The sequence below is a fragment of the Enterobacter sp. RHBSTW-00318 genome (assembly GCF_014101375.1).
In the GTDB taxonomy this organism is placed as follows: Bacteria; Pseudomonadota; Gammaproteobacteria; order Enterobacterales; family Enterobacteriaceae; genus Enterobacter; species Enterobacter ludwigii.
Window position 1 is genome coordinate 5,108,804 of record NZ_JABXQH010000001.1, and the last position, 14,351, is coordinate 5,123,154.

Genomic DNA, 14,351 nt, shown 5'->3' on the forward strand with positions numbered 1-14,351 from the left:
GACCTCACTCAATGCCGTTGTTCTCCGCAAGATAAAGCGCCTGCGCGTCGGTGAAACAGCGCAGTGCCAGTGAGGAGACGGGAGCCTGTCGACGCATGATCAGGCCGATCGGGGCTTCGATGTTCGAGTCGGTTATGGGGGTTATCCGGAAGTGGCTGTTCAGGTTCTCCAGCCCGTTGTTCAGCGGCATCACGGCACAGCACACGCCGCTTTGTACCGCCTGAATGATCTGGAAAGTAGAATCGCTTTCAAAGACAGACTCGGGATTAATGCCGGCAGATTTAAAGCTCACCTCCATATGCTCGCGATAATGCATCCCCTTGGTCAGAAACCCCAGCGGAAATGCCATCAGTTCCTGCCAGGTCAGCGTCTCCTGATCCAGCTGGAAATGGCGGATATCGTGCAGCAATCCCATTTCGGTTTTTGGCAGCTGGATAATGTCAAACGGACGGGTGTCAATGCTGTTCAGGTAGCAAATCCCCAGTTCAAGCTGATTCCGGCTGACGCCGTCGGCAATTTGTTGCGAGGACATTGAGTAGAGGCTGTAGGTCAGCTCCGGGTATTTTTGCGTCAGCTGGCGGATAAAGATCATCGGATCCACGCTGGCCAGCGGCACCATTCCCAGACGCAATTCACCCACCACTTGCCCTTTGCACAGCGAGGCTTCGGCCTGGAGGCCGTCGTGAGCGGCCAGTACCGCGCGCGCCCATGCCAGAATGCGTTCGCCTTCGGGCGTAAAGCCTTCAAAACGTTGCCCGCGAGTAATCAGCACCAGCCCCAGCTCCTCTTCCAGGCTGCGAATACGCATGGAGAGGGTCGGCTGGGTGATGTTGCACTGCGAGGCTGCTTTACCAAAATGCCGGGTCTGATCGAGTGCGATTAAGTACTTTAACTGTTTTATATCCATCGTATTTCTCTGCGCGGAAAGCCTTACAGCATGCGGATCTCTTTCGAACGCAGGATGAGGCGGACCGGAACCGATTTATAAGACGGCGTACCGCTGTCCTTATCCAGATAATCAAGCGGAACCAGTACGTTGGCCTCCGGGTAATAAGCTCCGACGGAACCCGGCGCAATGCTGTAGGCCACAACGGTAATGTCTTCCAGACGCTGAACGCTCCCCGGCAGGGCGGTTTCGATATCCACGCGATCGCCATGCTCCAGGCCTGACTGCGCCATATCGTCTTCATTCATAAACAGCACATCGCGACGGCCAAAGACGCCGCGGTAGCGGTCATCAAGGGCGTAAATGGTGGTGTTGTACTGGTCGTGGCTGCGCAGCGTGATCAGGCGCAGCACATTATCGCCTTCACCACTGGCGTTCTCATTGACGCCGTCGAATACCGAAAACATCGCTTTGCCCGTCGCCGTTGGCCAGATACGTTCTGTGGGCGGCAGCGGCATGCGAAAACCACCAGGAATGCGGATCCGTTCATTGTAATTCTCGAAGCCCGGAATGGTCTGCTCAATCAGGTTGCGGATACGGTCATAATCCTCAACCAGCGTCATCCAGTCTACACGAGTCTCCCGCAGGGTGGCTTGTGCCATTCCGGCGACAATGGCCGGCTCAGCGCGCAGGCGCGGAGAGGCGGGTTTCAGCTTGCCGGAAGAGGCATGCACCATCGACATGGAGTCCTCCACGGTAATGGACTGGCGTCCGGTGGCCTGGACATCCAGCTCGGTACGACCGAGGCACGGCAAAATAAAGGTCTCTTTCCCCACCAGCAAATGGGTGCGGTTGAGCTTGGTACCGATGTGAACGCTCAAATCCAGCGTATTCATTGCCGGAAAACCGTTCTCGTGATCGGGCATCGCCACCGCAAAATTTCCCCCCAGACAGATCAGCGCTTTTGCACGTCCGTCGATCATAGCCTGCGTTGCCTGCACCGCATCATGGCCGTGGTGGGCAGGGGGCTCAAAACCGAATACCTCCTTCAGGCGGTTGAGAAATGCCGGTGTCGGTTTCTCGCTTATACCCACGGTGCGGTTACCCTGAACGTTCGAGTGGCCGCGCAGAGGGCATATCCCCGCGCCGGGTTTGCCAATGTTACCGCGGAGCAGCAACAGATCAGCGATCAGGCGGACATTCGCGGTGCCTTTATTATGCTGGGTGATGCCCATCCCGTAGGTGATGATGGTGGCATTCGATTTTGCGTAGGCCTCGGCCACGGATTTGAGCGCTGCCCGGCTCAACCCGGACTCACGCTCAATGGCCTCCCAGTCGGTTTGCGCAATGTCTGCAGCAAACGCCTCAATGCCCTGGGTGTGTTCAGCAATAAAGGCGCGATCGAGCACGTTTCCGCGTTCGTTCTCCATCTCCAGCAGGTGTTTTGCGATCCCTTTTAACGCAGCGGCATCGCCCCCGGCTTTCACCTGGAAATAGGTGGAGGCGATATCGGTAGAGCTGTAGGTTGCCATCTCAATAACGCTTTGCGGATCCGCGAAACGTTCCAGCGCGCGCTCGCGCAGGGGATTAAAAACGATAATCGGTACGTTGCGGCGAGCCAGCTCATGCAGCGTGCCCATCATCCGCGGATGGTTGGTCCCAGGGTTATGACCAATGGAGATAACCAGCTCCGTTTTATCGAAGTCATCAAGTGAGACGGTCCCTTTCCCGATACCAATGGAACGGGGTAAACCGACGCTGGTGGCTTCATGGCACATATTCGAGCAGTCGGGGAAGTTATTGGTACCGTACTCGCGGGCGAACAGCTGGAACAGATACGCTGCTTCGTTCGAGGCTCTGCCGGAGGTATAAAATTCGACCTGGTCAGGCTCAAGACCGCGCAGCACCTCACCGATACGCTGGAAAGCGTCGTCCCATTCCACTGGCTGGAAGGTATCACTTGCCCGGTCATAGCGCAGGGGATGGGTGAGACGACCGTAACCTTCCAGCTCAAAATCAGATTTAGCCAGCAGCGAGGACACGCTGTTTTTGGCGAGAAAATCCGTGGTGACGCGTTTATTGGTGGCTTCCCAGGTGACGGCTTTCGCCCCGTTCTCACAGAACTGGAACGTGGATTTGTGTTCTTTATCGGGCCACGCACAGCCAGGGCAGTCAAAACCGTCAGGCTGGTTTGTGCGCAGCAGAGTTGCGGGGGCATCCAGCGTATCCATTTGGGTACGTACCGCAATGGCCGTCGCCTTTAACGCCCCCCAGCCACCGGCTGGGCCGTCATAGTGCCTGATACCGGGAACTGAGCGTCTTTTCTTATTCATACCAACTCCTGACTTGTGCGGTCATGACATCACCTGCGCCTATAAACCACCGGGTTTGCCAATAAGCGAAAACAATGATGGCGTCTGTTACCAGAGGCCAGAGCAAAGTTAAATGCATTGAATTGAATGGCTATATTTTACAGTGGCTTACAAGCTAATCGGCGTAAACATTTAAAGAAATTATAACGAAATTTTATCATTTTTATAATAAATCTTATCTATCACCTGTTCACTCTGCGCTATGGCGAAAGCGAAGCGATGATGAAGTCAGCGTTAAATTTCAGATGAAGGTGGCTGAAGGGCAGGGCGACGAAGACCCCTGCAGACAGGAGGAATCGGTGCAAATTAATCGTCGCTTTAACCAGGAATATGTAGCTGTGCTTAATTGTTAATATCGGAAAATTACCCGATTAAATCCGAAAGGGAGATTAAAAGACAAACTTATTTTGAGGTGTAAAATTAACTTTTCTCAGTTTCCCTGAAACAATTTCATATATTGAGACAGGTCTGGCTGAAATTGAAAGTTACCTCGATAATGCAACAAATAATTCATATTGGATATATTTTCTTCGCCCCCCATAAAGCCAGATTCTACTAATTATGGTAGTAGCAGTAATAGGGTTATTGCGTTAATGAAAGTGATTCTCTTTTGTGGAATTTCATTTTAAATCATATGGATATGCGATTTTAGCTTGAGGGGAATAGACGATTTTAGCTAAATCGTATTTTTTTCTCAGATTAATCCTATAATGTCTCGAGTGCTTCATTAACCATCAGTTATGAAGCGGTAAATATTGAATTGGTGGCAAGCTCATGTAAACTTGCTTACCGTTTGTCAAAATATGTCAGGAAGACGCTGGGCCTTATTCTGAAGGGCTCGTGCGGTAGCTATGCCCTTAAATAGTAACGCCCCGAAAATATACTGACTATTTTAACAATAGCACCTAAGTCAAACTTCATCCCCTTTATCTCCATCATCGAAATATCGCTACGGAAAAGCATATGGAAGGTGCGAATAAGTGGGGAAATTCTTCTCGGCTGACTCAGTCATTTCATTTCTTCATGTTTGAGCCGATTTTTTCTCCCGTAAATGCCTTGAATCAGCCTATTTAGACCGTTTCTTCGCCATTTAAGGCGTTATCCCCAGTTTTTAGTGAGATCTCTCCCACTGACGTATCATTTGGTCCGCCCGAAACAGGTTGGCCAGCGTGAATAACATCGCCAGTTGGTTATCGTTTTTCAGCAACCCCTTGTATCTGGCTTTCACGAAGCCGAACTGTCGCTTGATGATGCGAAATGGGTGCTCCACCTTGGCCCGGATGCTGGCTTTCATGTATTCGATGTTGATGGCCGTTTTGTTCTTGCGTGGATGCTGTTTCAAGGTTCTTACCTTGCCGGGGCGCTCGGCGATCAGCCAGTCCACATCCACCTCGGCCAGCTCCTCGCGCTGTGGCGCCCCTTGGTAGCCGGCATCGGCTGAGACAAATTGCTCCTCTCCATGCAGCAGATTACCCAGCTGATTGAGGTCATGCTCGTTGGCCGCGGTGGTGACTAGGCTGTGGGTCAGGCCACTCTTGGCATCGACACCAATGTGGGCCTTCATGCCAAAGTGCCACTGATTGCCTTTCTTGGTCTGATGCATCTCCGGATCGCGTTGCTGCTCTTTGTTCTTGGTCGAGCTGGGTGCCTCAATGATGGTGGCATCGACCAAGGTGCCTTGAGTCATCATGACGCCTGCTTCGGCCAGCCAGCGATTGATGGTCTTGAACAATTGGCGGGCCAGTTGATGCTGCTCCAGCAGGTGGCGGAAATTCATGATGGTGGTGCGGTCCGGCAAGGCGCTATCCAGGGATAACCGGGCAAACAGACGCATGGAGGCGATTTCGTACAGAGCATCTTCCATCGCGCCATCGCTCAGGTTGTACCAATGCTGCATGCAGTGAATGCGTAGCATGGTTTCCAGCGGATAAGGTCGCCGGCCATTACCAGCCTTGGGGTAAAACGGCTCGATGACTTCCACCATGTTTTGCCATGGCAGAATCTGCTCCATGCGGGACAAGAAAATCTCTTTTCTGGTCTGACGGCGCTTACTGCTGAATTCACTGTCGGCGAAGGTAAGTTGATGACTCATGATGAACCCTGTTCCATGGCTCCAGATGACAAACATGATCTCATATCAGGGACTTGTTCGCACCTTCCCTAAACAAGAAGTTCATCACATCGTCATGTATAACGATAATATTTCCCTTCCGCACGCGTTTTGGCTGCCTCTTACGCTCCTTGCTTATCCTTATTCACAACAAGTGTCAGCATACCCGTGAGGTCCCACCGGGAGGCCAGCCGCACCCAGGGGTTGCTGACCACCCTCAGCGAGTACGAACTTCTTGGTCGACTGCATCGTCGGGATGTATTCACTGACGATCCCCAGCGCCGCTGGGATTACGACTAGCGCAATAACTGGTGCGGGAAGAGCGTGACGATAACCCGTTCAGCTGGCAGTACGACAGCGCCGGGCGTTTGCTGGTTCAGAACGGTACGCTGCCGGTAACCCGCAGGAAGACTCTGCTGAGAAGGTCACGCACAACCGCCTGACGCAGCTGAACGACATTCGCTGGAGTTGTAACATACACGCCCGCACCATGGAGAAGGATAACAGCCAGACCCGCTGGCATTACCGCTACGACGGCGAGCACCGTCTGACGGAAGTCATTAGCCAGCCACGGGACCGCAACAAAACGCAGACGCAGGTCAGCTTCCGCTACGATCCGCTCGGCCGCCGCATCAATAAAACGCGACGCCAGATGATGGGCGGACAGCCAACAGGCAAGCCGGGTCAGCATCCGGTTTTTCTGGGAAGGGTTCCGTCTGCTGCAGGAAAGTGAAACGTAGGTATCAGGATATTCTCAGAACCTGCGGATGCAGGGGCAATACCTGGACCGTGAGACAGGGCTGCACTAGAATCTGTTCCGGTATTACGACCCGGACTGCGGGCGGTTTACGCAGCAGGACCCGATAGGGCTGGCGGGGGGGATAAACCTTTACCAGTATGCGCCGAATGCGCTGGGATGGGTGGATCTGTGGGGGGGGGAGTCGTGAGTGTAGCGGTAAAACAAAACCTGATTTCTATGTTGGGCCTGCTGGTCCAGGCGCTACAATGCCTTCAACTGCTTATCGTTATGTCCGATATTTGAATGACGATGGCAGTTTAGATAAATGGGTTCCTGGTCTTCTCGAAACTAAAAAAGCGCCTGTAACGTATTTTGGATTCGAAAATTTTATATGGGTAAAGCGACTCGTGATGCGTTTCAGATATAAGGTCCTGATAAAGTTGATCCGACTTTACCAGCGGATGTTTCTTGGAGTGATGCAAGAATTAGAGGGATATTTGATACATTGCAACCTTATGAAAATGGTACTTCTCAAGTGAGGCATCCAAGAATGTTTGGGGATGAAGTTGGTGCACCATTAGAACAATTTACAAATGCTTATCCGCAGTATGGGAAAGGGGGGCGTAGAACAAATGCACGCAGAAAAACGGGGAATTACTTTCGACAAAATTGATATTTTTCCGGAGGAATAATGAATTACGATTCATACAATGAGGTGCTCGACTATCTCAAGGAGTTTTTTAAGTCAAGAGTAGAGTCAGCACGTTATTTAGAAAAGCTAATAACTTTGATTGAAGCTTCTCGCTCTGACAAAACTGTGACAATAAGAGCTATTTATGAAACGTACATGCAGTATGTAAAAGAAAATAGAGAAAATATAAAAGTCATCGCTGGAGAAAAAGAAATGTGGATTAATTTATTGAACCATTGGCAATAAGGTTTTATTGTCACAAAGATTCCATTGGAAATGGTTCTTACATACCAGCGTGAATAAATTGATGTAAGTGAATTTTGGTGCCATGGTGAAAATTCCAGCATGCGCCTTGCGTATAAAGTATGTGATTTGCACGCATGGAAAATGCTTTTCATATAAGTGCTATGAGAAGGTAATTATATTGCCATTATCTGTGGGTTACTCAAAATTGGAGCAAGGCAATATGCTTGAATTAAATTTAAACCCGATTACCGGTGAGCTAAACCTGGATGGTCTAAGTTTAGAGATAGATAGTGAAGAAGGATTTTGTAATTGTGACTTTTACCACAAATCAATAAAGCACAAAGCTATAAAAAACATTATGCCTCATCACTATCATATTGACTCAACAGTATTTTTCGAAAAAGAATTTCAAGCTATTATACGTCCAATATGTTTTGGTTTTCCTTTTATGGTTCATCTTGTCGATAAAGATAGTGAATATTATAAATCCCTAAAGGACTGGGATGCGAGAACTAATATTAACATGCTAAATAACTCAGTGAAAAGCTTGTCTGATTGGCTAAGCCTTTCTCTGAATTTAGGGGTTCCTGATGTTACGAAAACAGAAATGATTAGATGGGATTATGAATGGGGTCGAATTTCTGTCTCGTATGAGACAAAGTCATTCAACCATGGTATATATATAGTTTGGAATTCAATATAATCAATAACCAAGGCTTGCCTAAATTAAGTTATTGACTAATAACATCATTCATTTACTTTTAATCTTACTTGTTATTATTGGAGTTAAAGGTTATAGAGGAAATGAAAATAACTAATCGACTTAAAAAGAAGTTATTAGTCCTCGATGGCATTGACAATGATTTCATAGAGTATGGAAAGGAAATATCATGCCCTGAATGTGACGGGGTAATAGGCTACTCTATCGTAAACTCATATGAGTTTGACACGCTTACTGAAGAGGTAAAAAGCTTTTTGGTTAAGAAAATGAGAGGTGTGAAGCTTGTTAGTGAACATAAGAAATATAGCTACGACGATAGCCAATTAGATGTTTCGAAAAATACATGTTCAAAGTGTTTGAAAGATTTTTCTAGTGTATTAACGTATAAAGAAGTGCAACCAGCACGATACCGGGTATATCTTGTGGGGCTTTTTGAAGGTTATTTGAAAAAGATCAAACTTTAAAAGTTGAGGTTTACGAAGGATTGAAAATCTCATTTATTTTAAAGAAAATAACCTGCTTCATTGGGCTAGTGGTGAAAGTAACAGAGTGGTTAGTATGCCATTTTTTAGACCATGCAATGGTCGACTCAACACGCCAGTTAGTCTTTGCGTTAAGCGAGTCTAAGCCATTACCAACCGTTTTGACCATCTTCGATGCTCAGGGCGAAAAACTATTTTGATCTGCACCTCCTGAAGGTGCGACTTTCTATTACTTAACATTCAATCTGTCAAAGGAAGTAGTCGTTTTCTGTAGCTATCCAGCAAAACAAAATGGTTGGCATGATTGGTTTTATTCCTGGGATATGAAGCGTAACGCGTTGTCTCAATCGGGCCCTGCATATTAAGATCAAAAGCGCTAAAAAAAATGATAACTATAACCGGTGGCAAAACAGGGACTGTATCAGCAGTTCCAACAAGCGGTTTAAAAAACAGAGTTAAGAGGCAAAGGATGAGCACGGTTTACATTGTCATTTTGACCTATATAAAACCACTCGATGAAATCGACGCAGCGATACCTGCTCATGTTGAGTGGCTAAAAAAGGGGTATGCAGAGGGATTTTTCTGGCGTCCGGTAGACGGATCCTAAGAAACAGCGGTGTCATTCTCGCTAAGTGCGAGAGTCTTGCCTCTCTTGAAGAGCGCTTACGCGAGGATCCTTTTCAGAAGTTAAAGCTTGCGACTGTTGAAATCATTCCCTTTGAACCCAGCATGAAAACAGAACTCCTGGAAAATGTGTTTTAACCCCGGAATAAAAAAATCCACGCCAAAGCGTGGATTTTTTTCATTCAAAACAAATCAAACGTTAAACAGGAAGTTCATCACATCGCCATCTTTAACGATGTAATCTTTCCCTTCCGCACGCATCTTGCCTGCTTCTTTCGCGCCTTGCTCACCCTTGTAGGTGATGAAGTCTTCAAATGCGATAGTCTGCGCACGAATGAAGCCTTTCTCGAAGTCGGTGTGGATCTTACCGGCCGCCTGAGGCGCGGTCGCACCCACAGGAATCGTCCACGCGCGCACTTCTTTCACGCCAGCGGTGAAGTAGGTCTGCAGGTTCAGCAGCTCATAGCCTGCGCGGATCACGCGGTTCAGGCCCGGCTCTTCCAGACCCAGCTCGGCCATGAATTCGTCACGGTCAGCGTCGTCCAGCTCTGCAATGTCGGATTCAACGGCAGCGCAAACCGCTACAACCACTGAACCTTCAGCCGCCGCGATTTCACGCACTTTGTCCAGGTATGGGTTGTTCTCGAAACCGTCTTCGTTAACGTTGGCAATGTACATAGTTGGCTTCAGAGTCAGGAAGCTCAGGTATTTGATTGCCGCCTTGTCTTCTTCCGTCAGGTTTTTCAGCGCGCGCAGCATGCCCGCGTTTTCCAGCTGTGGCAGACATTTTTCCAGCGCAGCCAGTTCTGCTTTCGCGTCTTTGTCGCCACCTTTGGCTTTCTTCTGCACGCGGTGAATAGCGCGTTCACAGGTGTCGAGGTCAGACAGTGCCAGCTCGGTGTTGATCACCTCGATGTCGTCAGCCGGGTCCACTTTGTTGTTAACGTGGATGATGTTGTCGTTCTCGAAGCAACGCACAACGTGACCAATTGCTTCCGTTTCACGGATGTTGGTCAGGAACTGGTTACCGAGGCCTTCGCCTTTGGATGCACCTTTCACCAGGCCCGCGATGTCCACGAACTCCATGGTGGTCGGCAGAATGCGCTGCGGCTTCACGATTTCCGCGAGCTGGTCCAGACGCGGATCGGGCATTGGCACAACGCCGGTGTTCGGTTCGATGGTACAGAACGGGAAGTTCGCCGCTTCAATACCTGCTTTGGTGAGCGCGTTGAACAGGGTGGATTTGCCCACGTTTGGCAGACCGACGATACCGCATTTGAATCCCATTTCTAAATCACCTTAATATCTTGATAATCAATCCGTTAACGATAACCGATTGATGAAAAGTAAATAACTACGCCTATTATACACGTAACCCGCACCACGCGCGGTAAAAAAGCCGTATCGGGCGGATTATTGCGCTTTGAAAGCGTGTAAGCGGTTTGTCGCTTTGGTTAGGCCATCCTGCAGCCAGATTTCGGTGCAGCGCACCGCTTCGTCAACCGCTTCGTCAATCAGTTTCTGCTCAGAAACCGGTGGCTTACCCAGTACGAAACCGACAACTTTGTTTTTATCGCCCGGATGGCCGATTCCCACGCGCAAACGGTGGAAATTGGGATTATTGCCCAGCTTGCTGATAATGTCTTTCAGACCATTGTGACCGCCATGACCACCGCCCAGTTTGAATTTTGCCACACCGGGGGGCAGGTCCAGCTCATCGTGGGCCACCAGAATTTCATCCGGGTTAATGCGATAAAACGTCGCCATGGCTGCAACAGCTTTGCCGCTCAGGTTCATAAAGGTGGTGGGCACCAGCAGACGGACATCTGCGCCAGCAAGATTGATACGTGAGGTATACCCGTAGAATTTTGGTTCTTCACGCAGGGGAGCACGCAACCGTTCGGCCAGCAGATCAACATACCAGGCGCCGGCATTGTGGCGGGTCGCCGCGTACTCTGCGCCAGGGTTCGCGAGGCCGACAATCAGTTTAATCGTCACGATTCAATTCCTAATGGGTTCCAGATCTGGCGCGTAGTTTACTGTCTGACGCGCCGCTTGACAAAATTCTGCTGCCCGAACCGCGAGATATGAATAATTACTTATCTGAACAATTAGAATTTCAAGCTGTTCAATGTCTTATTTGTAAACTTTTGTCTGGGAGTTATCTGTAAATGTGATCATTCACGCAACTCATAAAAGAGCCGTTGTCTATACTTTACACACAAGGATCAGGGGCTTTTCCCCTTACAACCCAAAGTTCCGGAGGTGACATATGAAACGCAAAAACGCTTCGATACTCGGTAATGTGCTGATGGGGTTGGGACTGTTTGTGATGGTCGCTGGCGTGGGTTATTCAATTTTAAACCAATTGCCGCAACTTGACCTTCCGCAATACTTCGCGCATGGCGCGGTATTGAGTATTTTCCTTGGTGCAGTGCTATGGCTTGCCGGTGCACGCGTGAGTGGTCATGAAGAAGTCTGCGATAAATACTGGTGGGTGCGCCATTACGATAAGCGCTGCCGCAGGGACCAGCACAAACACAGCTAATGTGCTACGACGAAAGAACACCGAAACGGCTCCTCATGGAGTCGTTTTTTTTTTGCATGAAAGGTTGACCCTCACGTAACGTAAGGCTTCAGAGTGGTGCCACTGGCAAAGTAAAAGGAGCAGTTATGTTGATTCAGGTGGGTGAACTCGCGAAACGTGCCGGGATCACCGTGCGAACATTGCATCACTATGAGCAAACAGGGTTGTTACTGCCTTCTGCCAGAAGTGCGGCAGGTTACCGGCTGTATAATCTGGCGGATGTGCAACGTCTGCATATGATTCAGGTGCTGGCAAAAGCCGGGCTGGAACTTGCTGAAATCAGGGATTTTCTGAAACAGGAGTCGCTGTCGTTAACCGAATTACTCGATGCGCAAATCAGTTTGCTGGATAAGCAACTGCGTAGCATGCTGACGCTGCGCGAGAGGCTGGTGGAATTGCGTACCGGGCTTACCGACGATGCGGCACCCAATCTGGAATCCTGGCTACAGACTCTGGAGTTAATGAATATGTACGAACGCTGGTTTAGCAAAGAGGAGTTACAGCAGTTGCCGTTTGCCGTTCAGAAGGAGGCACTTGCGGATATCTGGTCAGGTTTGGTTGCTGAGGCAAATAACCTGCTGAAGCATAATATCGACGTTTCGGATCCTCGTGCCAGGGATCTGGCGACGCGCTGGATGTCACGCCTGGAGCAGGATACGGCAGGTAAGCCGGAATTTCTCACCCGGCTGAACGAGATGCACAGCGTCGAGCCGCAGATGCGTGAGCAGACGGGTATTACGGCGGAAATGACTGACTATATTACGCGGGCGTTTGCCGAATCGAAGCTTGCCATCTGGGAAAAGTATCTCTCTGCAGAAGAGATGGCCTTTACCCGCGCACACTATTTTGATCGCATGATGGAGTGGCCGCCACTGGTAGCGAAATTGCATCAGGCGCAGCGGGAAAACCTCGACCCGTCTTCCGGTGAGGCGCAAATGCTCGCTGAACACTGGCGGGTATTGTTCCAGTCATACGCGGGAACGAATCCTGAAACCCAGCAAAAGTTTCGCGTTGCCATGCAGCAGGAGCCGCATTTGATGAAAGGAACATGGATGACGCCTGCCGTGCTTGCATGGCTCCAGCAGGCGATAGCCGTGATGATGCAGAGACGTTTCTCTGCATCAGGGCATTCACAGATCCGCTAACGCGGCTTCACGGTTGGGATAAAAGGCCAGGCGGCCAGGGATCGGCTGCACGCCAGCGCGCGCCATGGTGCGCAGCGGCTGGAATTCGAGATTACTCACCCGCAGTTCACAGCCTTCCGGCAGACGCGAAACGAAGCGCTGGAAGGCATCCAGACCACCCGCATCCAGCACCGGCACGGCATCCCATTTCAGCACCACAATGCGTTTGCCCACGATACGGGTTTCCAGTTCGCTGAACAGACCTTCCGCGGCAGCAAAGAACAACGGGCCAATCACACGCAGCACCAGCACATCGTCAGGTACCTCAACGTTAACCGGGGAAAGGCGCGTCATCTGCGCAATACGGCGCATAAACAGCAGGGAGGCCAGCACGATCCCGACGCTGATGGCGATAACCATATCGAACAGCACGGTCAGCGACATACACATCAGCATCACGATGATGTCGTCTTTCGGTGCGCGACGCAGTAGATTGACCACCTTATGTGCTTCGCTCATGTTCCACGCCACCATCAGCAGCAGGGCAGCCATGGCTGAAAGCGGCAGCCAGGAGAGCAGCGGAGCGAGGACCAGCAGGGCGAGGATCACCAGCACCGAGTGGATAACTGCCGATACCGGCGACGTCGCCCCGGCACGTACGTTTGCCGCAGAGCGGGCGATGGCCGCTGTTGCCGTAATACCGCCAAAGAACGGGGCGATGATGTTGCCCAGACCCTGCCCAACCAGTTCGCTGTTGGCTTTATGCTTGGTGCCGGTCATGCCGTCCAGCACGACGGCACAGAGCAGGGATTCAATGGCCCCCAGCATAGCCATTGAGAAGGCCGCGGGCAGAAGGGCGCGCAGGGAGTCCCAGCTTAAGGTGAAGCTGGAACCCGGCATATCCCATGGCAGTACCAGTTGTGGTAACAGTTGAGGAATACCGCTTCCCTGTGAACCGTCAGCCAGAACATAGTGGAACTGAGACCCAATGGTCGCGACATGACCACCAAAGAGATTAACGATGGCCATCACCGCACAGCCCAGCAGCAGGGCGGGCAGGTGGCCAGGCAGACGAATGCCTAAACGAGGCCAGATAATTAGCGTGCCCAAGGTAACAATCCCGATGGCGGCATCGCCCGGGTTGGCGGTGGGGAGTGCCATAAACAGCGCCCCGACTTTTTGCAGGTAATGTTCAGGGACGTGGGCCATCTGCAGGCCGAGGAAGTCCTTGATCTGCATTGTCCCGATGGTAATGCCAATCCCGGAGGTGAACCCCAGCGTCACGGAAAGGGGAATGTATTCAATCAGTCGGCCAAAACGGGCCAGACCAAACAGGATCAAAAAGACGCCGGACATCAGGGTGGCGACCAGCAGGCCTGCCAGGCCAAACTGCTGAGAAACGGGATAGAGGATCACCACAAATGCGGCTGTCGGGCCGGAAACGCTGAAGCGAGACCCGCCCGTTAGCGCAATCACAATCCCGGCGACGGCCGCCGTGTAAAGCCCATACTGCGGTGCTACGCCGCTGCCAATTGCCAGTGCCATGGCGAGCGGAATGGCGATAATCCCGACGGTGATACCGGCAATAAGGTCACGCATAAAACGTGAAGCGGTGTATTTCTCTTTCCAGCAAGCGTCGATGAGGGCGCGAAAGGGAAGAACATGTGAGGAGGTTACGTGTTTCACAATTATCTCTCATCCGTGTGCGCATCATCTGTCATGTGAATGGCAGGTGAAGGAGGCATTGATCATACAAATAAATATCAGAG

General features: G+C 50.6%; 11 protein-coding genes and 2 pseudogenes. 7 read left to right on the forward strand and 6 right to left on the reverse strand.

Annotation, left to right across the window (positions count from 1 at the left end; translation table 11 throughout):
- Nucleotides 1-4: 4 nt before the first annotated feature.
- The 3 genes from HV157_RS25185 to HV157_RS25195 form a co-directional block, all read right to left on the reverse strand.
- A complete protein-coding gene (locus HV157_RS25185) occupies nt 5-907 on the reverse strand; it encodes a LysR family transcriptional regulator (protein ID WP_020883452.1) in 903 nt (300 codons plus the stop codon).
- A gap of 23 nt (nt 908-930) precedes the next feature.
- Nucleotides 931-3,219 (reverse strand): FdhF/YdeP family oxidoreductase, encoded by a 2,289-nt coding sequence (locus HV157_RS25190; RefSeq protein WP_150344096.1) that lies wholly within the window; start codon nt 3,217-3,219, stop codon nt 931-933.
- A gap of 1,150 nt (nt 3,220-4,369) precedes the next feature.
- Nucleotides 4,370-5,350 (reverse strand): IS5-like element IS5 family transposase, encoded by a 981-nt coding sequence (locus HV157_RS25195; protein WP_000019402.1) that lies wholly within the window; start codon nt 5,348-5,350, stop codon nt 4,370-4,372.
- Nucleotides 5,351-5,545: 195 nt separating this feature from the next.
- Here HV157_RS25195 and HV157_RS25200 point away from each other — a divergent pair.
- From HV157_RS25200 to HV157_RS26365, 5 genes and pseudogenes are all read left to right on the forward strand, one after another.
- Nucleotides 5,546-6,294: pseudogene (locus tag HV157_RS25200) on the forward strand (RHS repeat-associated core domain-containing protein); the annotation flags it as partial.
- Nucleotides 6,295-6,798: 504 nt separating this feature from the next.
- Nucleotides 6,799-7,044, forward strand: coding sequence for a hypothetical protein (locus HV157_RS25205; protein WP_049022524.1), 246 nt, complete (start codon nt 6,799-6,801; stop codon nt 7,042-7,044).
- Nucleotides 7,045-7,264: 220 nt separating this feature from the next.
- Complete coding sequence (locus tag HV157_RS25210; protein WP_041162700.1) at nt 7,265-7,747, forward strand: hypothetical protein; 483 nt, start codon at nt 7,265-7,267, stop codon at nt 7,745-7,747.
- 101 nt (nt 7,748-7,848) lie between these two features.
- Nucleotides 7,849-8,229, forward strand: a complete 381-nt coding sequence (locus HV157_RS25215; RefSeq protein ID WP_182269115.1) for a hypothetical protein — start codon at nt 7,849-7,851, stop codon at nt 8,227-8,229.
- A 487-nt stretch (nt 8,230-8,716) separates the two neighbouring features.
- Nucleotides 8,717-9,009, forward strand: a pseudogene (locus HV157_RS26365) (YciI family protein).
- Nucleotides 9,010-9,063: 54 nt separating this feature from the next.
- Here HV157_RS26365 and ychF read toward each other — a convergent pair.
- Together ychF and pth are read right to left on the reverse strand one after the other, a co-directional pair.
- Nucleotides 9,064-10,158, reverse strand: a complete 1,095-nt coding sequence (gene ychF / locus HV157_RS25220) for a redox-regulated ATPase YchF (RefSeq protein WP_014170508.1) — start codon at nt 10,156-10,158, stop codon at nt 9,064-9,066.
- Nucleotides 10,159-10,284: 126 nt separating this feature from the next.
- Nucleotides 10,285-10,869 carry an aminoacyl-tRNA hydrolase gene (gene pth / locus HV157_RS25225; RefSeq protein WP_006175913.1) on the reverse strand — a complete coding sequence of 195 codons (585 nt, stop codon included), beginning with the start codon at nt 10,867-10,869 and terminating at the stop codon, nt 10,285-10,287.
- A gap of 274 nt (nt 10,870-11,143) precedes the next feature.
- Between pth and ychH the strand changes: the two genes are divergently transcribed.
- Together ychH and HV157_RS25235 are read left to right on the forward strand one after the other, a co-directional pair.
- A complete protein-coding gene (gene ychH / locus HV157_RS25230; protein ID WP_014170506.1) occupies nt 11,144-11,419 on the forward strand; it encodes a stress-induced protein YchH in 276 nt (91 codons plus the stop codon).
- A gap of 125 nt (nt 11,420-11,544) precedes the next feature.
- Complete coding sequence (locus HV157_RS25235) at nt 11,545-12,603, forward strand: MerR family transcriptional regulator (RefSeq protein ID WP_182269116.1); 1,059 nt, start codon at nt 11,545-11,547, stop codon at nt 12,601-12,603.
- Here HV157_RS25235 and dauA read toward each other — a convergent pair.
- Complete coding sequence (gene dauA, locus HV157_RS25240) at nt 12,589-14,268, reverse strand: C4-dicarboxylic acid transporter DauA (protein WP_078774459.1); 1,680 nt, start codon at nt 14,266-14,268, stop codon at nt 12,589-12,591. The two genes, HV157_RS25235 and dauA, sit on opposite strands and share 15 nt — an antisense overlap.
- Between the last annotated feature and the right edge of the window lie 83 nt (nt 14,269-14,351).

Bases quoted from the DNA above. Each gene is read 5' to 3' on its own strand.
- HV157_RS25210 (WP_041162700.1), top strand. From the start codon at position 7,265: ATGCTTGAATTAAATTTAAACCCGATTACCGGTGAGCTAAACCTGGAT.
- ychF (WP_014170508.1), bottom strand. From the start codon at position 10,158: ATGGGATTCAAATGCGGTATCGTCGGTCTGCCAAACGTGGGCAAATCC.
- HV157_RS25235 (WP_182269116.1), top strand. From the start codon at position 11,545: ATGTTGATTCAGGTGGGTGAACTCGCGAAACGTGCCGGGATCACCGTG.
- HV157_RS25185 (WP_020883452.1), bottom strand. From the start codon at position 907: ATGGATATAAAACAGTTAAAGTACTTAATCGCACTCGATCAGACCCGG.
- HV157_RS25205 (WP_049022524.1), top strand. From the start codon at position 6,799: ATGAATTACGATTCATACAATGAGGTGCTCGACTATCTCAAGGAGTTT.
- HV157_RS25195 (WP_000019402.1), bottom strand. From the start codon at position 5,350: ATGAGTCATCAACTTACCTTCGCCGACAGTGAATTCAGCAGTAAGCGC.
- HV157_RS25215 (WP_182269115.1), top strand. From the start codon at position 7,849: ATGAAAATAACTAATCGACTTAAAAAGAAGTTATTAGTCCTCGATGGC.
- HV157_RS25190 (WP_150344096.1), bottom strand. From the start codon at position 3,219: ATGAATAAGAAAAGACGCTCAGTTCCCGGTATCAGGCACTATGACGGC.
- ychH (WP_014170506.1), top strand. From the start codon at position 11,144: ATGAAACGCAAAAACGCTTCGATACTCGGTAATGTGCTGATGGGGTTG.